General features: G+C 70.9%; 18 protein-coding genes. 14 read left to right on the forward strand and 4 right to left on the reverse strand.

Annotation, left to right across the window (positions count from 1 at the left end; translation table 11 throughout):
• The first annotated feature begins 32 nt into the window (after nucleotides 1-32).
• The 14 genes from EV284_RS10140 to EV284_RS10205 all read left to right on the forward strand — a co-directional run bounded on the left by EV284_RS10140 (nucleotide 33) and on the right by EV284_RS10205 (nucleotide 16,418).
• A complete protein-coding gene (locus tag EV284_RS10140; protein WP_130332444.1) occupies nucleotides 33-416 on the forward strand; it encodes a hypothetical protein in 384 nt (127 codons plus the stop codon).
• A 177-nt stretch (nucleotides 417-593) separates the two neighbouring features.
• Nucleotides 594-923, forward strand: coding sequence for a hypothetical protein (locus tag EV284_RS10145; RefSeq protein WP_130332446.1), 330 nt, complete (start codon nucleotides 594-596; stop codon nucleotides 921-923).
• A 23-nt stretch (nucleotides 924-946) separates the two neighbouring features.
• Entirely contained in the window at nucleotides 947-1,255 is a 309-nt protein-coding gene (locus tag EV284_RS10150) for a pore-forming ESAT-6 family protein (protein WP_031181273.1), read from the forward strand.
• Between the two features lie 58 nt (nucleotides 1,256-1,313).
• Nucleotides 1,314-1,715 (forward strand): DUF6507 family protein, encoded by a 402-nt coding sequence (locus tag EV284_RS10155; RefSeq protein ID WP_130332448.1) that lies wholly within the window; start codon nucleotides 1,314-1,316, stop codon nucleotides 1,713-1,715.
• Entirely contained in the window at nucleotides 1,712-4,180 is a 2,469-nt protein-coding gene (locus tag EV284_RS10160; RefSeq protein ID WP_130332450.1) for a hypothetical protein, read from the forward strand. Before EV284_RS10155 ends, EV284_RS10160 begins: the two co-directional genes overlap by 4 nt.
• Before the next feature lie 11 nt (nucleotides 4,181-4,191).
• Nucleotides 4,192-5,052, forward strand: coding sequence for an immunity 49 family protein (locus EV284_RS10165; protein WP_130332452.1), 861 nt, complete (start codon nucleotides 4,192-4,194; stop codon nucleotides 5,050-5,052).
• 12 nt (nucleotides 5,053-5,064) lie between these two features.
• Nucleotides 5,065-5,310: a hypothetical protein gene (locus tag EV284_RS33220; RefSeq protein ID WP_130332454.1), complete on the forward strand. Its 246-nt coding sequence runs from the start codon at nucleotides 5,065-5,067 to the stop codon at nucleotides 5,308-5,310.
• 52 nt (nucleotides 5,311-5,362) lie between these two features.
• Nucleotides 5,363-6,673 (forward strand): type VII secretion integral membrane protein EccD, encoded by a 1,311-nt coding sequence (gene eccD / locus EV284_RS10175; protein WP_242625635.1) that lies wholly within the window; start codon nucleotides 5,363-5,365, stop codon nucleotides 6,671-6,673.
• Between the two features lie 16 nt (nucleotides 6,674-6,689).
• Nucleotides 6,690-7,814: a type VII secretion protein gene (locus tag EV284_RS10180; RefSeq protein ID WP_165425495.1), complete on the forward strand. Its 1,125-nt coding sequence runs from the start codon at nucleotides 6,690-6,692 to the stop codon at nucleotides 7,812-7,814.
• Nucleotides 7,811-11,818 (forward strand): type VII secretion protein EccCb, encoded by a 4,008-nt coding sequence (eccCb, locus tag EV284_RS10185; protein WP_130332458.1) that lies wholly within the window; start codon nucleotides 7,811-7,813, stop codon nucleotides 11,816-11,818. Before EV284_RS10180 ends, eccCb begins: the two co-directional genes overlap by 4 nt.
• Nucleotides 11,815-13,221: a DUF6177 family protein gene (locus EV284_RS10190; protein ID WP_130332460.1), complete on the forward strand. Its 1,407-nt coding sequence runs from the start codon at nucleotides 11,815-11,817 to the stop codon at nucleotides 13,219-13,221. Before eccCb ends, EV284_RS10190 begins: the two co-directional genes overlap by 4 nt.
• 43 nt (nucleotides 13,222-13,264) lie before the next feature.
• Nucleotides 13,265-13,693 (forward strand): MerR family transcriptional regulator, encoded by a 429-nt coding sequence (locus EV284_RS10195; RefSeq protein WP_130332462.1) that lies wholly within the window; start codon nucleotides 13,265-13,267, stop codon nucleotides 13,691-13,693.
• A complete protein-coding gene (locus EV284_RS10200; RefSeq protein ID WP_130332464.1) occupies nucleotides 13,690-14,022 on the forward strand; it encodes a thioredoxin domain-containing protein in 333 nt (110 codons plus the stop codon). Before EV284_RS10195 ends, EV284_RS10200 begins: the two co-directional genes overlap by 4 nt.
• A gap of 122 nt (nucleotides 14,023-14,144) precedes the next feature.
• A complete protein-coding gene (locus tag EV284_RS10205; protein ID WP_207228987.1) occupies nucleotides 14,145-16,418 on the forward strand; it encodes an AAA family ATPase in 2,274 nt (757 codons plus the stop codon).
• A 48-nt stretch (nucleotides 16,419-16,466) separates the two neighbouring features.
• On the opposite strand, the gene glgB is transcribed toward EV284_RS10205, so the two are convergent.
• From glgB to EV284_RS10225, 4 genes are all read right to left on the reverse strand, one after another.
• Nucleotides 16,467-18,830 carry a 1,4-alpha-glucan branching enzyme gene (glgB, locus tag EV284_RS10210; RefSeq protein WP_130332466.1) on the reverse strand — a complete coding sequence of 788 codons (2,364 nt, stop codon included), beginning with the start codon at nucleotides 18,828-18,830 and terminating at the stop codon, nucleotides 16,467-16,469.
• A 32-nt stretch (nucleotides 18,831-18,862) separates the two neighbouring features.
• Entirely contained in the window at nucleotides 18,863-20,260 is a 1,398-nt protein-coding gene (locus EV284_RS10215) for a maltokinase (RefSeq protein WP_207228988.1), read from the reverse strand.
• 94 nt (nucleotides 20,261-20,354) lie between these two features.
• Nucleotides 20,355-22,055: a maltose alpha-D-glucosyltransferase gene (treS, locus tag EV284_RS10220; protein ID WP_130332470.1), complete on the reverse strand. Its 1,701-nt coding sequence runs from the start codon at nucleotides 22,053-22,055 to the stop codon at nucleotides 20,355-20,357.
• Nucleotides 22,052-24,166, reverse strand: coding sequence for an alpha-1,4-glucan--maltose-1-phosphate maltosyltransferase (locus tag EV284_RS10225; RefSeq protein WP_130332472.1), 2,115 nt, complete (start codon nucleotides 24,164-24,166; stop codon nucleotides 22,052-22,054). Before EV284_RS10225 ends, treS begins: the two co-directional genes overlap by 4 nt.
• Between the last annotated feature and the right edge of the window lie 149 nt (nucleotides 24,167-24,315).

Below are 24,315 nucleotides of genomic sequence, written 5' to 3' on the forward strand. Positions count from 1 at the left end.
TGATCATGGTGCCGAGCAGACGAGGGGGGACAATGGGACTGACACTCTTCCCGGGCGACGGCGACGTGACGAGCCCGGACATCTCGTGGTCCTACACCGGGTTTCACATGTTCCGGAAGTGGCTGGCCCAGGCGGAGGGGTTCACGCTCGCCGAGATGGAAGGCTTCGGCGGGGACCGCCGGTGGCACAGCGTCTCCACCGCTCTGGCGCCCCTGCTCGACCACCCGGACGACGACGGCCCCGACCTCACCTCCGCCCAGTGCGCGGCCATGCTGCCCCGACTGCAAGCGATGCTCGACGGACGCGACCCCGAAGAGACCGACCCCGCCTACGTACGGCGCATGGAAGACGTCGACGAGTTGGTCGCTGTCCTGCGGGTCTGCGTGGACAAGGATGTCGAGCTCGTCTTCGGCTGATCCACGTCGAGTCGCTCGACGCGGGCGGCAGTTCAAGCCAACCCGGCGTTCATGCGTTGCATCAGCAACCACCCGCGGTGAGTATGTGTGATGAGATGGGTGGCAGTTGTGGCGTCGGAGGGTGATGCGGCGTCATGACCGCCGATGATCTGGACCACGGGTGCGGGGGGAATCTCCATGAAGTTCGACATGGGGTCGACGACGCTGGCGACGCTGACGAAGAGCACGGTCGGGTCGAGTGACGACCTGGGTGCGTTGATCCACCAGTTGATCGCCGCGGCCCAGCCGTTGGAGGGGAAGTTCAACGGCGAGGGCAAGACGATGTTCGACTCGTTCAAGCAGCGCGCGGACGAGATCACGGCCGCGCTGAACGGCTCGCTCGCCTCGATCCTGGGCGGTCAGTCAGGGATGGACAACGCGTTCGTCGGCGGCGACCAGGAGCAGTCCGACAATGCCCACCAGACGATGAGCGCCGCCAACTTCGACGCGGCCCGCTTCCGCGGCTGAACCACGAGGGGGACTTGAGCATCATGGGTAACCAGGACCGCCGCTCCTACGACACCGGTGCCTCCGGCGACGTACAGAGCAGCCTTCAGGGAATCATCGGCCGGCTGGAGACCGTGCTCGGTGAGCGCGAGCGTGCGGTGAAGGCCGCGATGGCCGACTACCAGGCCGACGGGGTCTCGGACGAGTACCACGGCAAGGAAGTCCGCTGGCACAAGGCCGCCGGCGAGGTCCGCGACATCATCCAACTGGTGCGCGGCACGCTGGAGAAGAACGACGGCACCGCGCAGGCCACGCTGGCCAAGGCGCGTGCGGCGGTCGACAACATCGGCTGACACGGCGGCAGTCGCCCGCCGGGCAGGCGCTCGGCGGTAGGGGGATGAGGGGCATTTCGTGACGGGGTGGGACGTCGATCCGGCCGGGGTGTACAGCGTGCTGTCCAAGGCGGGCACCGCGGCGAAGAACATGTCGGACACGGGCAGCGCGATGCAGGGCAACCTGGAGGAGGCGGCGTCCGCCGCGGGCACGCTGACCAGCCAGTACGGTCCCTACAGCAGTACGGTCGGGCTCGTCGGCTCGGCGCTGGGAAAGTTCCTGGAGGCATGGGGCCAGGACCTGCTCTACATCGCCAGACGCACATCGAAGTCTCTCAACGGGGCTGACCAGGCGACTCGTTGCTACGTCACCGGGGCGCTGGAGCAGGCGGCGAACGCACAGCAGGAGGCGGCCAAGGAGCCGAAGGTGGACCTGCCCGGCGCAGGCGGGGGCCACGGAGGAGGCCGGCCTCAGCGATGAGCGACGACGCGAAACTGATCGACCCGTCCGGCATACCGCACTTCGTCGGCGACCTGGGCACCCTGGACACCGACGTGATGCTGCTGACGGCGGACGCGGGCCAGTTCCGCGCCTCCGGATCGGACGTGCACACCGAGTTCCAGGGGCTGTCGGCGTTCTACGAGGCGCCGGAGGCGGAGCAGTTGTTCGCCACCACGCTTCCGGTGAAGCAGAAGTCCGACGCGTTCGCCGACGACCTGGAGAAGGTCGCCACCGCCCTGTCGGACTACAGCTTCGAGGTCCAGCCGCTGGCGAAGAAGCTGGACACCCTGAAGGCCGATGCCACCGCCTTCGTGAACTCCGTCTCCGGTGACGACGACTGGCGCAAGGACCAGGACAAGGTCGACCACAACAACGACCTGTGGCACGACGTCAACCACACCGTCGCCGCGTTCCAGGACGCCGAACGCACCGCCTACAACAAGATCATGGCCTTGATCGGCGGCACCCGGATGGGCGTCGACGACGGCTCCGGCGGCAAGGACAAGTACGGCTACCGGGCCGAAGACCTCGACCACGCGGAGTCGACCCCCTGGGGTGCGCCCGCCGAGCGGGAGTACGAGGGGTGGGCATGGCTGGCCCACCAGGGCAAGCAGGTGTGGGATGGCGTCTGGCAGGACGGTGTCATCGGCACGATCCACGGTGTGGGAACCCTGTTCGGCTCGGACGGCTGGGACGCGGCCGGCGAGGCGTGGACGAACCTGGCCAAGCTGAGCACGGCCTCGGCGCTCACCAGCGTCACGATGGGCACGTGGTGGCTGCTGCCGGAGGACAGACAGCCGTCCTGGCTGCGCGACTCCCGCAAGGCGTACAAGGAAACGGCCAAGGGGTTCATCGCCTACGACCAGTGGAAGACGAACCCCGCCCGTGCGGCGGGCGCGGTCGGCTTCAACGTCCTGACGATCATCGGTACCGAGGGTGTGGGCAGCGCCGCGACCGGTGCCGGCAAGGCGGGTGCCGCCGCCCGCGCCCTCTCCGTCGCTGGCAAGGTCGGCCGCGCCATCGACCCGATGACCTACGCCGGCAAGGCGGCCAAGTTCGCCTTCGTCAGGGTGGGAGACACCTTCAGCACCCTGAGGAACCTCCGCACGGGCGCGTATGCGGACATGGCGGACCTGGGCGGGAGGTATGCGCCGGCGGAGCATCCGGTGCCGGTGATCGAGAGGCCGGCTGCCGTCCCGGAGAGTGCTGTCGAGTACGTCGATGCGCGAGGCGACGTCGTCTATCTCACCGCTGACGGGCATGTCCTGGACGCGGACGGGGCGATGCGGCAGCACGTCTCCCACTCCCACGTCGAGGCATCCGCCGCGGATCGCTCGCGGATGGACGGAGCGGCCAGGGAACCGGAACCGGTCGGGGCGCATGCCGCGAACAATGCACTGGAGAGCCACGCCTCCGGCGGCGCAATTCCCACTCGTGACGTGGGTTCAGTGGGATCACTCGGTCACACGGGACACGGCCCCGGGCACGGTGGGGGCAGCGCCCCGGATATCCCAGGGCAACGCGGCGCCGATCAGCCTTCCAGTGGCAGTGACTGGTACGACAGCCTCAACCCGCGGGAGATCAAGGACGTTCAGATATATCGGGCCAATCACGAGCCGGGATACTTTGAGAAATATTATCAGCAGAATGGTCATCGTCTTCGTGTGGCGACACCGGACGAAAGTGGCTTTGCTCCGCCCCAGTTGACCAAAGACCCTGGCCATCAGGCGTGGATTGCAGCCGGCGGCAAGGTGTCGCCGATCGTTGAGAAGTACGTTCCCGGCTCCAAGATCGACCATGGTCCGCATAGCGCGCACGCCGGATCGGACCTGGATGCCATTGGCAGGCAAGCTCTCAAGCGGCATGAATCGCTGACCGCCGACAATACGTGGCACGGGCCGCTGAAGGATGCTAAGGCCGCCTGGCAGGATGCCCCCACCCCGGAAAATCTTCAGGCATATCAGGACCTCAAGGCTCACCACGCTCCCTTTCATCGGGCCATGAGTGTGGACAGCGAAGCGTTCGGGGAGGCGGTCGCGCGACATCACGTCGTTCCGGACAACTACCCCGACGCGCAGATGGAGACGCTGGGCGGGCCCAAGAACGGGAATGATCAGTTCGATCAGGTGTGGAGCTGGACGGACGAACACGGGCGGAGGAAATTTGTCGTGGTCGAGGCGAAGAGTACCGCCACCACGGAGCTGGGGACGCGGAGACTGTCGAGCGGTGAGGAGGCTCGGCAAGGCTCGAAGGAATACTTCTTCGACATATTGCAGAAGATGAAGCAGCGTGGTGTCGACGGTGACGCGAATGAAAAGCTTCTGCATCGTGAGCTGAAGAAAGCGATGGTTCGAGGCGATGTTGATTACATCCTGGTCAAGGGCAAGGTCACCGCAACGGGCCAGTATGCTGGTTACCTGAAGTGGCAATTTGACATTAGCTGAGGGAGGGTGTCGTGACGGAGACGGTGAACCGGCACCGTAGGCCGGGTGTTGTGGACGTGGCTGCGGTGCAGGAACTGATCGAGGATGTGAAGAGCGATGTCGAGAGCCTTGGGGCATCGACAACAGTCTTTGCGTTCGCTGTCGATGAATCTCTCACTGCTCTCATGGCCCGCCTAGTGATCGACCCGAACGCTGAGGAACTTCCCACGTGGGAGGCGACTGTGGCTGCCATGCAGATCAGGCAGGCGGCCTTCGCCGCTGCAGCGCGAACGGACGGCACTGTGGAGTGCCGCATCATGCACGAGGTGCGGTCGATCCCCGCAACGGGCCCTCAGTTCTATGCGAGTGCGGGTAACTGGCTCAGCGCTTTCTGGCTCGCCATCATCTGTCGTGATCAGCTACGCATGACCGAGCTGTGCGAGGTCCCGTTGGAAGTGCTGCGAGCATCCGGTGTCCGGGGTGACGAGTACATCTACAACTGGATCGACGCGCTTCAGGCGTATTGGCTCGAACGTCCGGGCTTGGTGGAAAAGTTGGGGAAGGCGATTGACAATTCCTTCCCCGAAGTTGCCACGATCGCGCCTCGCGCTCTCCTCCAGAACATCCTGTATCCACCGATCAACCTCTTCTACCAGTTTCTCCGCAAGGATCACGACGCCTTCAACACGGCGCTGATCGAGGCGCTGCAGTTCCACAAGGCTTACTGGTCGGCCGACGAAGAGCGTGCCAACGACTTCCAGGGCGTGGCGTCGTTCAGTCTCCTGGCCATCGCGTGTCTCGCCTACGACGCCGCTTTCCCGATCGACGTGGAGTCGGAGTACCTCCCCAAGCACCTCCTCCAGAGGGACTGGGTCGGCGAGTTCGAGGTCTGAGAAAGGAAATCCATGTCGGCCCAGGACTACGACAGTCAGCTTCTCGAGTCCCTCGCCGTGCGGCGGCGGAGGTTGCGGGACGCGGTGTTGTTCGGGGGGCAACGGCAGCGGCGTACCGTCGACGAGCGGCTCGGTAAGGTGTTCGCGGGGCTCGTGATCGGAGCCGTGCTCTGTGCCGGATGCGTGGGCTGGTCGTTCGTCTCGCACCGCGTGCTACCCGCCACTTCCTCGCCCGCCGGGGCGCCCACCACTCGGTGATAAGTTCGAACGCGTGCTATCTACGGGGACATCGAGCCGTACGGGAACGGCGTTGAGCCGGGTCACCCTGGTCGGTGAGCGGCGGCGGGTCGATCTGGTCCTTCCTTCGCGGGAGCCGGTCGGGCGGCTGCTTCCCGAGGTGCTGCGGCTGCTGGACGACCAGGTCGGTACGCGACCGCAAACGCGGCATCTGGTCGCCGGCGACGGCAGTGTCCTGGAGCCGGACGCCACCCTGGAGTCGGCGGCCGTGGCCGATGGCGCGGTGCTGCGACTCGTGCGCGTGGAGGACGCCCCTTCGGCGCCCGTCATCCACGACGTGACCGACGAGGCAGCCGACGATCTGGACGTACGGGCCTGGCGCTGGAACCCCGCCGCGCGACGGGTCGTCGCCGGGGCCGCCACGGTCGCCTGGGCGCTCGCCGCGTCCGCCCTGGCCCGGCAGGAGTTCGCCGCGCAGACCGTGGGTACCGCGCTGGTCGTCCTCGCCGTGCTCGGCGCGGTCGCGGCCGCCCTGGCGGGACGGGCCGGAGCGCGCGGGCTCGCCGCCACACTCGTCGTCACCGGTGGCGCCCTCGGTGTCTTCGGGGTCTGGAGTCTCGGGGACGCCCACGCCTGGTCGGGCCCGGCGCGGCTCGCCGGTGTCGCGGGCGTAGCCGCCGGGGCGCTGCTGCTGCTCGGCCGGTGCTCGTCCCTCGGGCGGGGCGGACTGTTCGGCGCTGCCGCGCTCGTGGGCGGTGGCATCTGCTGGGAGGCCGCCCTCTTCTTCCAGTCCGCCGCGCGCTCGGGGGCGCTCCTCGCCGTGGTGTCCGTGGTCGTGCTGGGTCTGCTGCCCAGGTTCGCGCTGATGACCTCGGGCCTCGCCGGGCTCGACGACCGCCGCTCCGGCGGGGCCTCCGTGAGCCGCTATCAGGTGTCGACCGCGCTCGCCGCCACGCACCGGGGACTCGCGCTGGCGACGGTCGTGACCGCCGCCTCCGCCGCCGTCGCCGGGGCGCTCGCGCTGCGGACGGTCTCGCTCTGGACGGTGCTGCTCGCGGTGGCCGTCGCGCTGGTGCTGGGCCTGCGGGCGCGGGCGTACCCGCTGGTCCCCGAGGTGGTCGCCCTGCTCGTGGCCGCCGGCGTCGTGCTGGTCCGGCTGGCCTGGGTGTGGCAGGAGCGGTCGGAAACCGCCGCTGTGCTCGCGGTACCGGTGGCGCTGGCGGTCGTACCGCTCGCCGTCCTCGTCGTCCAGCCGCCCGAGCATGTACGGGTACGGCTGCGCCGGCTCGGCGACGTACTGGAGTCCATCGGGGTGATCGCACTGTTCCCGCTCCTGATGGGCGTCTTCGGGGTGTACGGGCGCCTGCTCGGCACGTTCGCGTGAGCGGGAGGCGGCAGGCATGACCCGGCCTCAGGACGGCTGGCAGGACGACGTGCTGCGGGAACTGCGTGGTGACGTACCCCCGCCGGGCCCGGCAGCGGCGGGAGCCGCGGTACCCGCGGCGCCTGCGGGCGACGGCACCGCGCCCGAAGCGCCGGTGCCGGAGAAGCGGCCGAGCGCGGCCCCCGCCGTCCGCGCCCCCACCACCCTCTCCCGTGCCCTTCCCACTCCCGAGTCCGTCCCGACCATCGACCCCCGCCTCGCCGTCGCCCTCGGCAAGCCGCAGCACGGGGACTCCGTCACCCGGCGCACCGGGCGCTCGATCCGGCGGCTGACGGCGTCCGCCGCGCAGGAGGTCGCGGAGGAGACGCGGATCGCGCAGGAGCTGCAGCAGCCGGTGACGACCGGCCGGGTGATCGCCGTGACGTCGATCCGGGGCGGGGTCGGCAAGACGACGACCGCCGCGCTGCTCGCCCGTACCCTGCATCACTACCGGCACGACCCGGTGCTGGCGCTGGAAGCTGACGCCGCGCTCGGCACGCTGCCCGTGCGGATGGGCGCGGAGTCGGTGCGGTGGTCGTGCGCCGAACTGGCCCAGATCCTCACCCCGTCGATGCAGCTGACCGACATCACCGGCTACCTGGTGCCCGTCCCGGACGGCGGCTGGCTGCTGCCGGCGAGCCAGGGACGGGTCGGGGCGCCCCTGGAGACGCGGGTGTATCTCAAGGTGACGCAGGCACTGCGCCGGTACTTCGCCGTCACCGTGGTGGACTGCGAGACGCTGCCCGCCGAAGTGGCCCGCGCCGCGATGGACACCGCCCACGCCCGCGTCGTCGTCGCACCGCTCACCGCCGAAGGCGTCGACGGCACCCGCGTCGTCCTCGACTGGCTGGCCCGGCTTCCGCACGACGCCCTGACCTCCACCACCGTCGCCCTCACCTCGGGCACACCCGACATGAACCTCGACCTGAAGACGGCCACGGCGCATCTGCGCGAGACAGGGGTCACCATCGTGCACCTGCCCTACGACCGGCATCTCGCGGCCGGCGGACCCATACGCACGGAGCTGCTCGCGTCCGCCACCCGCGGCGCGGCCACGCGGCTGGCGGCGGAGGCGCTCGGGCGGGCGGTGCTGGTCCGTTGACGCAGCACCTGGTCCACAGGCCGGCCCGCGCCACCCGCCCCCTGCCCGAGACCGGGACGCGGACCATCGAGCCGCCGCCGAACCTGCCCGAGGGCAAGATGGGCAGCGCGGCCACCGCACTGCTGCCCATGACCGGTGTCCTGGGTTCCGTGGTGATGATGACCGTCATCCGGTCCAGCCAGTTCGCGGGCCTCGGCGCGGTCGTGCTCGTCATTGCGCTCCTGGGCGCGGTGGCGCTGTTCCTGTCGCAACGCGGCAAGGCCCAGCGCCAGCGCCGGGTGCAGCGCGAGCGGTATCTGGAGTACCTGGAGGAACTGCGGGAGGAACTCGGCGCGGCCGAACGGGCGCGACGGCAGGCGGCCCGGGAACTCAGCCCGCCGCCCGCGGCCCTGTACGACCTGCTGCGCGACCCGGCCCGCCTGTGGGAACGGCGGCGCGCGGACGCGGACTTCCTGCAGGTGCGGGTGGGCGTCGGCGACGTGCCGGTGCAGGACGTGGCGGTCGGACAGAACACGGCGGGCGGGGTGCTCACCCCGCCGGACCCGTTCATGCTGAACGAGGCGCGCGCCCTCCAGGCCCGCTTCACCACGTCCGCCGGCCATCCGCTGACGGTGCCGCTGGACCGCGTGGGCGATGTGAGCGTGGTCGGCGACCGGGAGGGCGTACTGCGCGTCGCGCGGGCGCTTCTCGTCCAGGCCGCGGTGTCGCACGCACCGGACGACCTGGCACTCGGGTTCGGTGTGCCCGGAGAGCGCCTGGCGGAGTGGGAGTGGGCCAAGTGGCTGCCGCACGTACTCGACACCGGCGAGGACGACGGCCCGGTCGCCGCCCGCCGGATCGCACCGGACACGATCCAGTTGGCCCGCGTCATGGGTCCCGACCTGAAGAAGCGCGCCTCCTACGCGGCCGAGGTGCGCCGCGGACTCGCCGACCGCACGGCGCTCGGCCTCGGCAGCCGTCTGCTCGTGGTGAGCGACGAGTACGGGCACAACGCGGCCGAACTCCCGCGACCGGACTCGGCCGTGACCCTCGCCGACATGGGGGTGACGGTCGTGCACCTGCTCGCTGAGCAGGTGCAGGAGCCCGGTGACGTCGCGGTGCGGATCGTCGTCGATGAGGACCGGATCGTCGTCGAGGACCTGCGGGGCGAGCGGATCGTACGCGTCTTCGGGACCCTGGACCCGGTCAGCGACGCGGAGGCCGAGGGGCTCGCCCGGATGCTGGCGCCGCTGCGGCTGTCCCCGGAGTCGTCCGCCGAGGGAGCCCCGGTGTCCGGGCCGGTGGACTTCCCGTATCTGCTCGGCATCGACGATCCGGCGGCGCTCGACCTGCCGCGGCAGTGGACGCCGCGCGGGGAGCGCGACTTCCTGCGGGTGCCGATCGGACTGGACGACCGGCACCAGCCGGTCCTGCTCGACCTGAAGGAGTCGTCGGAACTCGGCATGGGGCCGCACGGTCTGTGCGTGGGCTCGACCGGCTCCGGCAAGAGCGAACTGCTGCGCACCCTCGTGCTCGCGCTGGTGACGACGCACCCGCCCGAGGACCTGGCCATGGTGCTGGTCGACTACAAGGGCGGCGCCACCTTCGCGCCGTTCGCGGGGCTGCCCCACGTAGCGGGTGTCATCACCAACCTGGAGAACCAGGCCGACCTGGTGGAGCGCGTCCATACCTCGTTGGCCGGTGAGATCAAGCGGCGCCAGCAGGTCCTGAAGGACGCCGGGAACATCGCCGACATCGGGCACTACCGGTCGCTGCGCGAGGGTGCCCGGCCGGATCTCGAGCCCCTCCCGCATCTGTTCGTCGTGATCGACGAGTTCGGCGAACTCCTCACCGCGAAGCCCGACTTCATCGACCTGTTCCTTTCCATCGGCCGGATCGGCCGCTCCATCGGCGTGCACCTGCTGCTGTCCAGCCAGCGCATCGAGAGCGGCAGGCTGAAGGGTCTGGAGACCTATCTGTCGTACCGGCTCGGGCTGCGCACCTTCTCGGCGGACGAGTCCCGCACGGTCCTGGACACCCCGGACGCCTTCAACCTGCCGCCGCTGCCGGGCTTCGGCTATCTCAAGGTCGACACCTCCACCTACACGCGCTTCAAGGCGGGGTTCGTCTCCGGCGCGTACCGGGGGCCGGTCAGGCCGGACGCGATTGCCGACGACGAGCCCTCGGCGTGGCCCTATCCGGCCTACAACACCCTGAACACACGCACCGGTCCGGAGGGCGGCGACCAGCCGGCCGTTCCGCGCGAACGGGAGACGGGGCCCACGGTGCTGTCCGTCGTGGTGGACCAACTGACAGGCGCCGAAGAGCCGGTGCGCCGGATCTGGCTCCCCCCGCTGCCCGAGGCTGTGACGCTGACCGGAGCCGCCGGGCCGGTGCGGCCCTCCGGCGAGGGAATGCAACTCGCGGCACTGAACGGGCCGTTGAGGGTGCCTCTCGGAGTGCTGGACGACCCGGCCCGGCAGCGGCAGAGCAGTTGGGTGCACGATCTGAACACCGCCGGCGGCCACACCGCCGTCATCGGTGGCCCCCAGTCCGGCAAGACCACCCTGCTGCGCACCCTGGCCCTCTCCCTGGCCGTCACGCACACCCCGCGCGACGTCGCGGTCTACGGGCTCGACCTGGCCGGCGGCGGCCTCGGCGCGCTCGCCGGGCTGCCGCACGTCGGCGGTATCGCCGGACGCGCCGACCACGAGCGCGCCGCCCGTACGGTCGCCGAGGTGTGCGCCATGCTCGCCGAGCGGGAGGCCGTGTTCCGCGAGCGCGGCATCGACTCCGTCGACCAGCTCCGCGCCCTGCGCGCCAAGGGCGAACTGCCCGCACTGGGCTCCACCGACGTGGTGCTGCTCATCGACGGCTTCGGCGCGCTGCGGGACGAGTTCGCCGCGTTGGACGAGCCGGTCGCCGACCTCCTCAAGCGGGGCGGCGGCTACGGCATCCACGTCGTGGCGGGCATGCTCCGCTGGAACGACGTACGCATCGCCACGCAGTCGATGTTCGGCAGCCGGATCGAGCTCCGGCTGAACGATCCCGCCGACTCCTCCGTGGACCGCAAACTCTCCGAGACCCTGCCGGCGGACACCCCCGGCCGGGCCCTCACCGACGGCAAGCTGTTCGCCCAGGCCGCCCTGCCGAGGCTCGACGCGATCGCCTCGGCGACCGACCTGGGTCCGGCCCTGGAATCCGCCGCGCGTTCCCTGCGGGCCACCTGGCACGGTGAATCCGCCGCCCCTGTGCGGGTGTTGCCGACCCGCCTGCCCGCGCAGCGCCTGCCCGGCCCGGACAAGGAACCGCGCGCGGTGCCGATCGGGGTCGACCAGGATTCCCTGGCCCCGGTCGTGCTGGACCTGTTCGGGACCGACCAGCACCTGCTGGTCCTCGGGGACAACGAGTGCGGCCGGACGAACCTGCTCCGCCTGATCTCCGGCGCACTCGTCGAGCGGTACGGCGAGGACGAGCTGGTGTTCGCGGTCTTCGACCCCCGGCGGGGCCTGCGCCGCGCGGTGCCGGAACCGTACCGGGGCGGCTACGCGCACAACGCCAAGCTCTCCCTCGCGCTGGCGGACGGCATAGCGGCCGAGCTGGGCAAGCGCCTCCCGGACACCGTCGACCCCGACGCCATGACCGACGAACCAGGCTTCACCGGCCCGCGCATCGTGATCCTGGTCGACGACTACGACGTCCTCACCGCGGCGGGGTCGCAGCCTCTCGCGCCGTTCCTGCCGTACATCTCCGCCGCCCAGGACATCGGACTCCACTTCGTCGTCGCGCGCCGCGTCGCGGGTGCCTCGCGTGCCCTGTACGACCCGGTCCTGACGGCGCTGCGCGAGACCGGCTCCACGGCGCTCGTGATGACGGGAGACCGCACGGAGGGCCAGCTCTTCCCCGGTCTGTACGCCTCCGCGCAGCCGCCGGGCCGGGGCACCCTGGTGCGCCGGGGTCGCCGCCACCAGATCGTCCAGACGGCCCTCGTGGCGGAGAACGGGTCCGGGGAGGCGCCGGCGTGACCAAGGACGTCATCGCACTCACGCCGAAGATGCCCGACACCGGTGCCCTGCTGGCCGCGCTGCACGCGGGCGGACCCGAACTGGGTCTGACCGCCACCGACGACGGCGCGGTTCTCCAGCTCCGCACGGCGGACGGGCGCCCGCTGGTGTCGGTCGAGGCCCCGCTCCTCGTCCACACTGCGGGCGAGGCGGAGCGGCTGCTCGGTTCGTGGGCCGAAGCACCCGCACCGCCGTACTGGTGGACCGAGACACGGGCCTCCACGGCGGTCCCGGCCGCCGAATCCCTCGCGGGCTCCGTGTGCGGCCGCCTGACGATGCTGCTCGGCGGCACCACCTGGCCGCCCGAGGCCGGCCACACCGCCCGTGTGACGGCCTCCGACGACGGGGCCCGTCCGCCGGCGGCCCCCGGTCCCCTCCAGCCCGTCGTCGACGTACTGACCGACTCCACGGCGGTGGTCCTGGCGGACCGTCCCGTCGTCCCCCTCACCGCCTGGCTCTCGGACGTCCTGCGCACCACAGCCCGCTCGGACCGCGCGTTCCACCTCGTCACCCCGCCCCACGTCCGACTGACGCTGCCGCTGCGCACCGCGCTCGGCGGCACCCCCAACCGGTGGGTGGTCCAGGACCCCGCGGGCGGCTATCACGACGGCCTGTCCGGCGTCCGGCTCGCCTGGCGCGACGGTACGTTCGCCCCGCTCGGCACCGAGGTCGCCGACGCGTTCACCTCGCGGGTGACACCCGCGGGACACCGGCAGCTCACCGTGTCGTTCCGTACGGTGCACGCACCCGACGCCGATCTGGAGCTGGGCGGCGCGCTGGAAGCCGCCTGGCGCCACCTCACCGGCGCGCCGCCCGCCGGATGGGGCACCGCGGAGCCGGTGAACCTGCCCTGGTCGCGCCGTCAGGTGACCGAGGCGGCCCGCGACCGGGCGCCCGCTCCGGCTCACCTCGTCGTCATCGGCGCCCCCGAACGGCCCGCCATCGCCACGCACCGCGTCACGCGCACCACCGCCGGAGTGGCGGAGGACACCACCCTGACCCTCGGGTTCGCCGCCCCCGACGAGGTCCCCCTCGACGCCCTGGAAGCCCTGGCCGGGAAGCTGGTCGCCGAACACGGCCTGACCACCATGCTCACCACTCTGCGCCGGGCCCGCGCCGACCTCACCCTGCCGCCGCACCTGGAGCCCGCGCCCCTGCCGGTCGCCTTCACTCTCGGCGCGCGCGACGTACGGATCATCGGCCTCACCCACGCCCGCCGGCCGCCCCTGGCCCTCAGGCCCCGGCAGCTCGGTCCTGCGACCGCCCCGGCCCTCCACTACCCGTTGGGCGACGGCACCGAGGCCGAGGCATGGACGGCGCTCCAGGTGCTCTCCGACCACCTCAAGGCCGGTTCCCCCGCCTGACCGCCTTGCCCTGACGCCCACGTCACCCCCTACCGTCGAAGCCATGCGAATCGGTGAGCTGGCCGAGCGGGCCGGGACGACCGTGCGGGCCCTGCGGTACTACGAGACGCGGGGGCTGCTGCCCGCGCGGCGGGACGCGCGGGGGTACCGGGAGTACGACGAGCGGGATCTCACGCTGCTGACGCAGATCCGGACGCTGCGGGACTTCGGGTTCGAGCTGGAGGAGACGCGGCCGTTCGTGGAGTGCCTGCGGGCCGGGCACCCGGAGGGGGACGCGTGTCCGGCGTCGCAGGCCGTGTACCGGCGGAAGCTGGATGAGCTGGACAGGCTCATCGGGGAGCTGGTGGCGGTGCGGGAGACGGTCGCGGGGGAGCTGCGGAGGGCCGAGGAGGCGCGGGCCGGGCTCGCCGCCGAGGCGTTGGTTCCGGGGGGTCCGGAACCCGTGTGCGAGCTGGGAGGGCGAAAGCCATGAGTGTCATCAGCGGTCTTGACGAGGTCACGGACGCGAATTTCGAGGCGGAGGTGCTCAGCTCCGATCTCCCGGTGCTGGTGCAGTTCACCGCCGACTGGTGCGGGCCCTGCCGGCAGCTCGCGCCGGTGCTGAAGGACATCGCCTTCACCGAGGGCGACCGGCTGAAGGTGGTCCAGCTCGACGTGGGCCGCAACCCCGCCACCACCATCGCCTACCAGGTGCTCTCCACCCCCACTCTCCTGGTCTTCCAGGACGGTGAGCCGGTGCGCTCCATGGTCGGCGCCCGCCCGAAGCGCAGGCTGCTGGAGGAGCTGGCCGACCTGCTCTGACAAAGCACCCCGCAAGCAAAGAAATCCCCCGGGCATTGGCGCCCGGGGGATTTCTTTCGGTATATTGGACCGTTCACGACTTCTTTATGGGAGGTCGTGCGGAAGCTTGATGAGCACAGTATATGCGGGCGGGAGTGGAATTGTCAAACACCGAATTTCCGGACGATGAATTGCGGTTCGAGCAGGAATTCATCGACGGACTCTACGAGCGCGTGGACGAGCTGCGCGGCGACGCCGAGACCGGTGTCAGGGACGCCCTCGCGCAGGGCGACAAGCCCCAGCAGGCCCGCCTGGAGCGGGACATCCTGGTCGCCGAGCGCTCCGGGCTGCTCGCCGCGCTGAACTCCGTCGACGGCTCGCTCTGCTTCGGCCGGATCGACCTCGCCGACGGCACCACCCACCACATCGGCCGCATCGGCCTGCGCCGCGAGGACGCCGAGCGCACCCCCGTCCTCATCGACTGGCGCGCCGACGTCGCCCGCCCCTTCTACGTGGCCACCGGCCACACCCCGATGGGCCTGCGCCGCCGCCGGCACATCACCAGCGAGGGCCGAACCGTCACCGCGCTGCACGACGAGATCCTCGACCTCGGCGACGACACCCGCACCGGCCACGAGGACCCCACCGGTGACGCGGTCCTGCTCGCCGCGCTGAACACCGCCCGCACCGGCCGCATGAACGACATCGTGCAGACCATCCAGGCCGAGCAGGACGACATCATCCGGGCACCCCACCGGGGTGTGATGGTGGTCGAGGGCGGCCCCGGCACCGGCAAGACCGCGGTCGCCCTGCACCGCGCCGCCTACCTGCTCTACGAGCACCGCGAACTGCTCGCCCGCCGCGCGGTGCTCATCGTCGGCCCCAACCCCGCGTTCCTCGGCTACATCGGCGAGGTGCTCCCCTCGCTCGGCGAGACCGGCGTCCTGCTGGCCACGGTCGGGGAGCTGTTCCCCGGCGTGAAGGCCACCGCCACCGACACCCCCGAGGCGGCCGTGGTCAAGGGGCGCGCCGAGATGGCCGACGTGCTCGCCGCCGTCGTGGCCGAGCGGCAGGCGCTGCCGGACCCGGTGATCGCCATCGAGCACGACCGCGAGGTGCTGATGCTCGACGAGGGGCTGGTCGCCACCGCCCGCGAGCGCACCCGCGCGGCCAAGCTGCCGCACAACGCGGCCCGCGAGCACTTCGAGGGCCACATCCTCAACACCCTCACCGACCTGTACGCCGAGCGCGTGGGCACCGACCCCTACGACGGCAGCAGCCTGCTCGACCCCTCCGACATCACCCAGATCCGCGACGAGCTCGCCGAGAACCCCGAAGTCTGGTCCGCCATCGACCAGTTGTGGCCCCGGATCACCCCGCGCCGACTGGTCGCGGACTTCCTCGCCGAGCCCGACGGCCACCTCTCGCCCAAGGACGCCGACGCGGTACGCCGTCCCGTCACCCGTGCCTGGACCGTGGCGGACGTGCCCCTGCTGGACGAGGCGGCCGAGCTCCTCGGCGAGGACGACCGGCTGGCCCGCGCCCGCGCCGACCGGGAACGGGAGACGCAGATCGCGTACGCGCAGGGCGTGCTGGACGTGTCGTACGCGTCCCGCACCTACGAGTTCGACGACAAGGAGGAGGACGACCCGGAGTCCTCCGAGGTGCTCTCGGCGCACGACATCATCGACGCCGAGCGGTTCGCCGAGCGGCACGAGGAGGACGACCACCGCAGCGCCGCCGAGCGCGCGGCCGCCGACCGGACCTGGGCGTTCGGGCACATCATCGTGGACGAGGCGCAGGAGCTGTCCCCGATGGCGTGGCGGCTGCTGATGCGGCGCAGCCCGACCCGCTCCATGACCCTGGTCGGGGACCCGGCGCAGACCGCCGAGGCGGCCGGGGTCGGCTCCTGGTCCGAGATCCTCCAGCCGTACGTCGAGGACCGCTGGGAGCACACCCGCCTCGGCGTCAACTACCGCACCCCGTCGGAGATCATGGACCTGGCCGCCGCCGTGGTCCGCGCCGAGCACCCTGACTTCGAGCCGCCCAGCTCGGTCCGCTCCACCGGCGTACGCCCCTGGGTGCGTGACGCCTCCGGCGACCTGCCCGGCGCGGTCGCGCGGGCGGTGGCCGAGCTGACCCCGGCCGAGGGACGGCTCGCGGTCATCGCCCCGCGCGCCCTGCACGCCACCGTCGCCGGCGCGCTGGACGGCGTCACGGCGGGCGCCGAGCCCGACCTCACCCGGAAGGTGGTCCTGCTCGACCCCCGCCAGTCCAAGGGCCTGGAATTCGACTCGGTCCTGGTCGTCGACCCCGCCGCCTACGGCACCAGCGACCTGTACGTGGCCCTCACCCGGGCCACCCAGCGCCTCGGCGTGCTGCACACCGGCGAGGTCCCGGCGGCGCTCAAGGGGTGACCGGGCTCCGTCCGGGGGCCGGCCTGCGGCCCCCGGACGGTCGCGGTCTCACGCCGGCCGCAGCCACACCGTGGCCAGCGGTGGCAGGGTCAGGCGGATGCTGGCCGGGCGGCCGTGCCAGGGCTGGGGTTCCGGCTTGACCGTGCCCTGGCCCGCGACGTCGCTGCCGCCGTAGCGGGCGAGGTCGGTGTTGAGGGTCTCGTGCCAGGCGGGGACGTCGTCGGGGACGCCGAGGCGGTAGTCGTGGCGGGCCAGCGGGGAGAGGTTGGCGACGCACAGCAGCGGACCGCCCTCCGCGTCGCGGCGCAGGAAGGCGAAGACGTTGTCCTCCGCCGCGTCCCCCACGATCCACTCGAACCCTGCCGGATCGGTGTCCCGCTCCCACAGGGCCGGAGTCGCCCGGTACGCGGTGTTCAGGTCGCGCACCAGCTCCCGCACGCCGCGGTGCTCGGACTCGGCGCCGTAGGCCGGGTCCAGCAGCCACCAGTCCGGGCCGTGTGCCTCGGACCACTCGGCGCCCTGTGCGAACTCCTGTCCCATGAAAAGGAGTTGCTTGCCGGGGTGGGCCCACATGAAGGCCAGGTAGGCCCGGAGGTTCGCGCGCTGCTGCCACCAGTCGCCCGGCATCTTGGAGACCAGCGACCGCTTGCCGTGCACGACCTCGTCGTGGGAGATGGGCAGCACGTAGTTCTCGCTGTACGCGTACACCATCGAGAAGGTCATCTCGTGGTGGTGGTACTTGCGGTGCACCGGCTCGTGGCTCATGTAGGCCAGCGAGTCGTGCATCCAGCCCATGTTCCACTTCAGCCCGAAGCCCAGCCCGCCGAAGCCGCTCGGGCCCTTGTGGTGGGTCGGCCGGGTCACGCCGTCCCAGGCGGTGGACTCCTCGGCGATGGTCACCACGCCGGGGCAGCGCCGGTAGACGGTGGCGTTCATCTCCTGGAGGAAGGCGACCGCGTCCAGGTTCTCCCGCCCGCCGAACTCGTTCGGCGTCCACTGGCCCGCCTCGCGCGAGTAGTCGAGGTAGAGCATCGAGGCGACGGCGTCCACGCGGAGCCCGTCGATGTGGAACTCCTCGCACCAGTACACCGCGTTGGCCACCAGGAAGTTCCGCACCTCGCGCCGCCCGAAGTCGAACTCCAGCGTGCCCCAGTCCGGATGGGCCGCCCGCAGCGGATCGCCGTGCTCGTACAGCGGCCGCCCGTCGAACTCGGCCAGCGCCCACTCGTCGCGCGGGAAATGGGCGGGCACCCAGTCCATCAGCACCCCGATGCCCGCCTGATGCAGCTTGTCCACCAGGTACTTGAAGTCGTCCGGGGTGCCGAGCCGGGCGGTCGGGGCGTAGAACCCGGTGACCTGGTAGCCCCAGGAGCCCCCGAAGGGATGCTCGGCCACCGGCATCAGCTCGACGTGGGTGAAGCCGAGATCACCGACGTACGCGGGCAGCTGCTCGGCGAGCTGGCGGTACGTCAGTCCCGGACGCCAGGACGGCAGGTGCACCTCGTACACCGAGAAGGGTGCCTCGTGCACCGGGCGGTCCGCGCGGTGGGCCATCCACTCCGCGTCGCCCCACTCGTGGTGCGAGACGTCCACGACCGAGGAGGTGGCCGGCGGCACCTCCGTACGGCGGGCCATCGGGTCCGCGCGCAGGGTGCGCGAGCCGTCCGGGCGGGTGATCTCGAACTTGTACAGCTCACCCTCCCCGACCCCCGGCACGAACAGCTCCCACACCCCGGTGGAGCCCAGCGAGCGCATCGGGAAGCCGGTCGCGTCCCAGAAGTCGAAGCCGCCCGCGACCCGCACCCCGAGGGCGTTCGGCGCCCAGACCGCGAACCGGGTCCCGGTCACGCCCTGCTGGGTCAGCACCCGCGACCCGAGCGCCTGCCACAGCTCCTCGTGCCGCCCCTCGCCCAGCAGATGCAGGTCCAGCTCGCCGAGCGTGGGCAGGAAGCGGTACGGGTCCTCGGTCTCGTGCACCGTGCCGTCGTAGGACACCAGCAGCCGGTAGGCCGGGACCTCGGTCAGCGGGAGCAGGCCGGAGAAGAAGCCCTCCCCGTCGTCGCGCAGCTCCGTCCGCGTGTCCTCGAAGACGACGGTCACCGCCTCCGCGTGCGGCCGGAACACCCGGACGGCGACCCCGCCGGGCACCGGGTGCGCGCCCAGGACGGTGTGCGGGTCGTGATGCGTGCCCGCGAGCAGCCGCTCACGGTCGGCTGGGTCCAGGGCCGGGGACACGGCGGGCACCGCGGGCACCTCCGGCGTACGCGCCTTCGGGATCGCGGGCGCGTTCTCCGGTGAGTCCGCCTGCCTGCCGGGTTTGGCCCGGACCTGCTTCATCGGTGCCGCCTCGGAGGACTTGGCCTGCTTCTTGCCGGACTTGCTCTTCGGGCCGGCTGGCTTCTTGGACGTCACGGACGAGTCTCCCGGTCGGGGTCAGGTCGGGCTCACGACAGGTCGGGCGTGGCGAGGCGGCGCACCGCCGACATCGGGACCGACAGCCACTCGGGCCGGTGCCGGGCCTCGTAGACGACCTCGTAGATCGCCTTGTCGGTCTCGTACGCGCGCAGCATCACCGGGTCGGTACGGGGGTCACGGCCGGTGACCTCGGCGTACCCGGTGCAGTAGGCGGCCCGGCAGGCGTGGGCCCAGTCGGGCGCCGGGGTCTTCGCGGAGTGGGCCGCGTAGTCGAAGGAGCGCAGCATGCCCGCGATGTCACGCACCGCGGGCTGCGGCATGCGCCGCTCGGCCAGCGGGCGGGACGGCTCGCCCTCGAAGTCGATCAGCGACCAGCCGCCGCCGGGCGAGCGCAGGCACTGCCCGAGGTGCAGATCGCCGTGCACCCGCTGCGCCGTCCAGGTCTGTCCCTCGCGGGCCAGGTCGGCCAGCGCCTCGAAGGCCGAGCGCAGCCCGGTCTCGTACGGCCGCAGCGCGGGCACGGCCTGCACGGCGGCCGTCAGCCGCTCGGTCATCCCGCCTGCCATCAGCTCCAGTTGGGCGTGGCCGAGGGTGACGGTCGGCAGGGCGCGGGCGAGCGCGGTGTGCACCTCGGCGGTGGCCCGGCCGAGTGCCCGCGCCTCCCGGGTGAAGTCCTCGCCCTTGGCCAGCTCGCGCAGGGCCAGGTCCCAGCCGTCGGTCGCGCCGTTCATGAAGGGCTGGAGCACGGCGAGGACGTACGGCTCGGTGTCCAGGTCCGCGCGCAGCCAGGCCACCGGCGCGGGCACCCGCGCACAGCCCTCGCGGGCCAGCGCGAGCGGCAGCTCCAGGTCGGGGTTGACGCCGGCGGTGACCCGGCGCAACAGCTTGAGGATGAACGTATCTCCGTACACCACCGAGGAGTTGGACTGCTCAGCGGTCATCAGCCGGGCCACCAGCTGGTCCCGGATCTCGTGTGCCGGGTCCCGCTCGAAGCGCAGCGCGCCGACGCGTGCGCCGGTGCGCAGGGCCTCCAGCAGCACCTCGGCGGGCCGGGGGTCGTACAGGGCGTCGTAGACCGTGCGCCCGTCGAGCGGGCCGTCCACGACATGGCCGATCAGCGCGGGCGCCAGCCGGGGCGGCAGCGCCTCGCGCACGCCTATCAGCAACTGGTAGCAGTCACCGGGCTGCGGTGGAGCGCCCGGCACCGGCGGCTGGTGGACGCGCAGGAGTACGTGGTAGAGACCCAACCTCCCTTCGGGAGGCAGGAGTTCCGTGGCGGCCACCAGGTCGAAACCGGTGACCGCGCGCCCCTTCCCGGCGAACCAGCGCTGCCGGGGCAGCCATTCGCGCAGCAGGGGGTCGAGCGATTCGAGCAGCTCGGCTGTTGTGGTACCTGACGTGCTGGAGGGGGTGACCGTTTCCGCCATGGGCGTCACGTCCTTTCCCCGGGTCGTCGGGGTGTTACTGAACGGTGCCCCGAGCGGGGCGGCGGAAACCGGTGGCCGCCCCGCTCGATCGCGACTAGACGGCGTCCTGGCGCAGCCGGAACCAGTAGAAGCCGTGCCCGGCCAGCGTCAGCAGGTACGGCAGCTCGCCGACGGCCGGGAAGCGCACTCCGCCGAACAGCTCCACCGGGTGCCGCCCGGTGAACTGGCGCAGATCCAGCTCGGTGGGCTGGGCGAACCGCGAGAAGTTGTGCACGCAGACCACGAGGTCGTCCTCGTACTCCCGCAGGAAGGCCAGTACCGCCGGGTTGGACGAGACCAGCTCGGTGTAGGAGCCGAGTCCGAAGGCGGAGTTCTGCTTGCGGATCTCGATCATGCGGCGGGTCCAGTGCAGGAGGCTGGACGGCGAGGACATGGAGGCTTCGACGTTGGTGACCTGGTAGCCGTGGACCGGGTCCATGATCGTCGGGAGGAAGAGCCGGCCGGGGTCGCAGGAGGAGAAGCCCGCGTTGCGGTCGGGGGTCCACTGCATGGGGGTGCGGACGGCGTCGCGGTCGCCGAGCCAGATGTTGTCGCCCATGCCGATCTCGTCGCCGTAGTAGAGGATCGGCGAGCCGGGCAGGGAGAGCAGGAGCGCGGTGAAGAGCTCGATCTGGTTGCGGTCGTTGTCGAGGAGCGGGGCGAGGCGGCGGCGGATGCCGATGTTGGCGCGCATACGCGGGTCTTTGGCGTACTCGGCCCACATGTAGTCGCGTTCCTCGTCGGTGACCATCTCGAGGGTCAGCTCGTCGTGGTTCCGTAGGAAGATGCCCCACTGGCAGTTCGTGGGGATCGCCGGGGTCTTGGCGAGGATTTCCGAGACCGGGTAGCGGGATTCGCGGCGGACGGCCATGAAGATGCGGGGCATGACCGGGAAGTGGAACGCCATGTGGCATTCGTCGCCGCCGGTGGAGTAGTCCCCGAAGTAGTCGACCACGTCCTCGGGCCACTGATTGGCCTCCGCCAGCACGACCTTGTCGGCGTACTGCTCGTCGACCTCCTTGCGGACCCGCTTCAGGAAGTCGTGGGTCTCGGGCAGGTTCTCGCAGTTGGTGCCCTCGCGCTGATACAGGTACGGCACCGCGTCCAGCCGGAACCCGTCGATGCCGAGGTCCAGCCAGAACTTCAGCGCCGAGATCATCTCCTCCTGCACGGCCGGGTTGTCGTAGTTCAGGTCCGGCTGGTGCGAGAAGAAGCGGTGCCAGTAGTACTGCTTGCGCACCGGGTCGTAGGTCCAGTTCGACGCCTCGGTGTCGACGAAGATGATCCGGGCGTCCTGGAACTGCTTGTCGTCGTCGGCCCAGACGTAGTAGTCCCCGTACGGGCCGTCGGGGTTGTTGCGGGACTCCTGGAACCACGGGTGCTGGTCACTGGTGTGGTTCATGACGAAGTCGATGATGACCCGCATGCCCCGCTGGTGCGCGGCGTCGACGAACTCAACGAAGTCCGCGAGGTCCCCGAACTCGGGGAGCACGGCGGTGTAGTCGGAGACGTCGTAACCACCGTCACGCAGCGGGGACTTGAAGAACGGCGGGAGCCAGAGGCAGTCCACGCCGAGCCATTGCAGGTAGTCGAGTTTGGCGGTCAGACCCTTGAGGTCACCGACACCGTCGCCGTTGCTGTCCTGGAAGGAACGGACCAGGACCTCGTAGAAGACGGCACGTTTGAACCATTCCGGGTCCCGGTCCTTGGCCGGCGTGTCCTCGAAGGTGTCGGGAACGGGCTCGTTGACGATCATATGGCGGGTGACCCTCCGATCCGCGGGTTGGACGGTCGCAGAACCGAGAACACATGCGCGGGTCGACGACCCGGTTCGAGTCGCACATAGTTGGCCCTGCCCCAGTGATAGGACTCGCCGGTGAGCAGGTCGCGCACCGGCACCGACTCGTGCCAGTCGAGGCCGAGTTGCGGCATGTCCAACGAGACCGTGGCCTCCTGGGTGTGGTGCGGGTCGAGGTTGGCGACCACCAGAACCGTGTTCGAACCGCTGCGCTTGGAGTAGACGATCACTCCGTCCTGGTCCGCGTGGTGGAAGTGGATGTCCCTGAGCTGGTGCAGGGCCGGGTTCTCCCGGCGGATCTCGTTGAGTCGGGTGATGAGCGGCGCGATCGTGCGGCCCTCGCGGGCCGCCGCCTCCCAGTCCCTGGGCTTGAGCTGGTACTTCTCCGAGTCCCAGTACTCCTCGCTGCCCGCCTTCAACGGCTCGTTCTCACAGAGTTCGTAGCCGCTGTAGATGCCCCACGTGGGGGAGAGGGTTGCCGCGAGCACGGCACGGATCTCGAAGGCGGGTCGCCCGCCCTGCTGCAGGTAGGCGTGCAGGATGTCGGGGGTGTTGGCGAAGAAGTTGGGCCGCATGTAGGCGGCCGCCTCCCCCGAGAGCTCGGTGAGGTACTCCGTCAGCTCCTGCTTGCTGTTGCGCCAGGTGAAGTAGGTGTAGGACTGCTGGAAGCCGATCTGGGCGAGGGTGTGCATCATCGCGGGGCGGGTGAAGGCCTCCGCCAGGAAGATGACGTCGGGGTCGGCGCGGTTGATCTCCCCGATCACGCGCTCCCAGAACACCACGGGCTTGGTGTGGGGGTTGTCGACGCGGAAGATGCGGACGCCGTGCTCCATCCAGTGCCGCAGGACCCGCACCGTCTCGGTGACCAGGCCGTCCATGTCGGCGTCGAAGGCGATGGGGTAGATGTCCTGGTACTTCTTCGGCGGGTTCTCGGCGTAGGCGATGGTGCCGTCGGGGCGGTGGTGGAACCACTGCGGGTGCTTCTCCACCCACGGATGGTCCGGGGAGCACTGCAACGCGAAGTCCAGGGCGACTTCGAGCCCCAACTCCCGTGCCCGGCTCGCGAAGTGGTCGAAGTCGTCCAGGGTGCCGAGGTCGGGGTGGACCGCGTCGTGACCGCCCTCGGGAGAACCGATCGCCCACGGGACACCGACGTCGTCCGGGGTCGCGGTCAGCGTGTTGTTACGGCCCTTGCGGTGCGTGGTCCCGATCGGATGGATCGGCGGGAGGTACACCACGTCGAAACCCATCTCCGCGACGGCCTCAAGACGCTTCTCCGCCGTACGGAACGTGCCGTGCGGCTCCTCCAGCGTCCCCTCCGAGCGCGGGAAGAACTCGTACCAGGAGCCGTACAGCGCCCGTTGCCGCTCCACCAGCAGGGGGAGCGGGTCGGAGGCCGTCACCAGTTCGCGCAGGGGGTGGCGGGCCAGGACCTCGGAGACCTCCGGGGCCAGGGCCGAGGCCAGGCGCCAGGCGGCGGGGCGGTCCTCGTCGCGCAGGGCCGCGACCACGTCCAGCACGGTGTCCCGGTGCTTGGCCGGGACACCGGCGGCCGCGCGCTCGTACAGCCGCGCCCCCTCCTCCAGTACGGCCTCGGTGTCGATGCCGGCCGGGATCTTGATCTCGGCGGTGTGCCGCCAGGTGGCGACCGGGTCGGACCACGCCTCCACCGAGTACGTCCAGGTGCCGGGCCGGTCCGCGCTGACCAGGGCGCCCCAGCGGTCGGTGCCGGGGGCGAGTTCGCGCATCGGGGTGAAGGGGCCGGGCCGGCCGTCCGGGTCGCGCAGCACGACGTCGGCGGCGACCGCGTCGTGTCCCTCGCGGAACACGGTGGCCGAGACCTCGAAGACCTCGCCGGGCACCGCCTTCGCGGGCCTGCGGCCGCCCTGGACAGACGGCCGCACGTCCAGGACCGGGATACGGCCCGTCACGGGCTGCCGGGCGGGGGGCCCGGGCGCGGCGGTCGGGGTCGCGTCCGGCGGTGGGGCCTTGTGGGCCGGCCGGGCCGGTTTTCTGCCGGCCGCCTTGCCGGGGGTCACCGGTGCTGACGAGTGGTGCGTGGCGGGCATGACCGCTCCTGTCCGCGTCGACATGGGTGTGGGCCGGGTGTGCGGGCGACGGTTCCTGCTGCGGTGCTGTGGTGCCTGATGCGTCGTACCGGGGGAGCCTTCCCACCCGGTTCGGGTGGGCAATCCGGAACTTTGGTTAACTACTCGCG

The sequence above is a fragment of the Streptomyces sp. BK022 genome (genome assembly GCF_004217355.1).
In the GTDB taxonomy this organism is placed as follows: domain Bacteria; phylum Actinomycetota; class Actinomycetes; order Streptomycetales; family Streptomycetaceae; genus Streptomyces; species Streptomyces griseoluteus.

Coding starts and splice junctions, on each gene's coding strand:
- EV284_RS10180 (WP_165425495.1), top strand. CDS start 6,690: ATGACCCGGCCTCAGGACGGCTGGCAGGACGACGTGCTGCGGGAACTG.
- EV284_RS10225 (WP_130332472.1), bottom strand. CDS start 24,166: ATGCCCGCCACGCACCACTCGTCAGCACCGGTGACCCCCGGCAAGGCG.
- EV284_RS10215 (WP_207228988.1), bottom strand. CDS start 20,260: ATGGCGGAAACGGTCACCCCCTCCAGCACGTCAGGTACCACAACAGCC.
- treS (WP_130332470.1), bottom strand. CDS start 22,055: ATGATCGTCAACGAGCCCGTTCCCGACACCTTCGAGGACACGCCGGCC.
- EV284_RS10145 (WP_130332446.1), top strand. CDS start 594: ATGAAGTTCGACATGGGGTCGACGACGCTGGCGACGCTGACGAAGAGC.
- EV284_RS10200 (WP_130332464.1), top strand. CDS start 13,690: ATGAGTGTCATCAGCGGTCTTGACGAGGTCACGGACGCGAATTTCGAG.
- EV284_RS10160 (WP_130332450.1), top strand. CDS start 1,712: ATGAGCGACGACGCGAAACTGATCGACCCGTCCGGCATACCGCACTTC.
- EV284_RS10150 (WP_031181273.1), top strand. CDS start 947: ATGGGTAACCAGGACCGCCGCTCCTACGACACCGGTGCCTCCGGCGAC.
- EV284_RS10205 (WP_207228987.1), top strand. CDS start 14,145: ATGCGGGCGGGAGTGGAATTGTCAAACACCGAATTTCCGGACGATGAA.
- EV284_RS10195 (WP_130332462.1), top strand. CDS start 13,265: ATGCGAATCGGTGAGCTGGCCGAGCGGGCCGGGACGACCGTGCGGGCC.
- EV284_RS10140 (WP_130332444.1), top strand. CDS start 33: ATGGGACTGACACTCTTCCCGGGCGACGGCGACGTGACGAGCCCGGAC.
- EV284_RS33220 (WP_130332454.1), top strand. CDS start 5,065: ATGTCGGCCCAGGACTACGACAGTCAGCTTCTCGAGTCCCTCGCCGTG.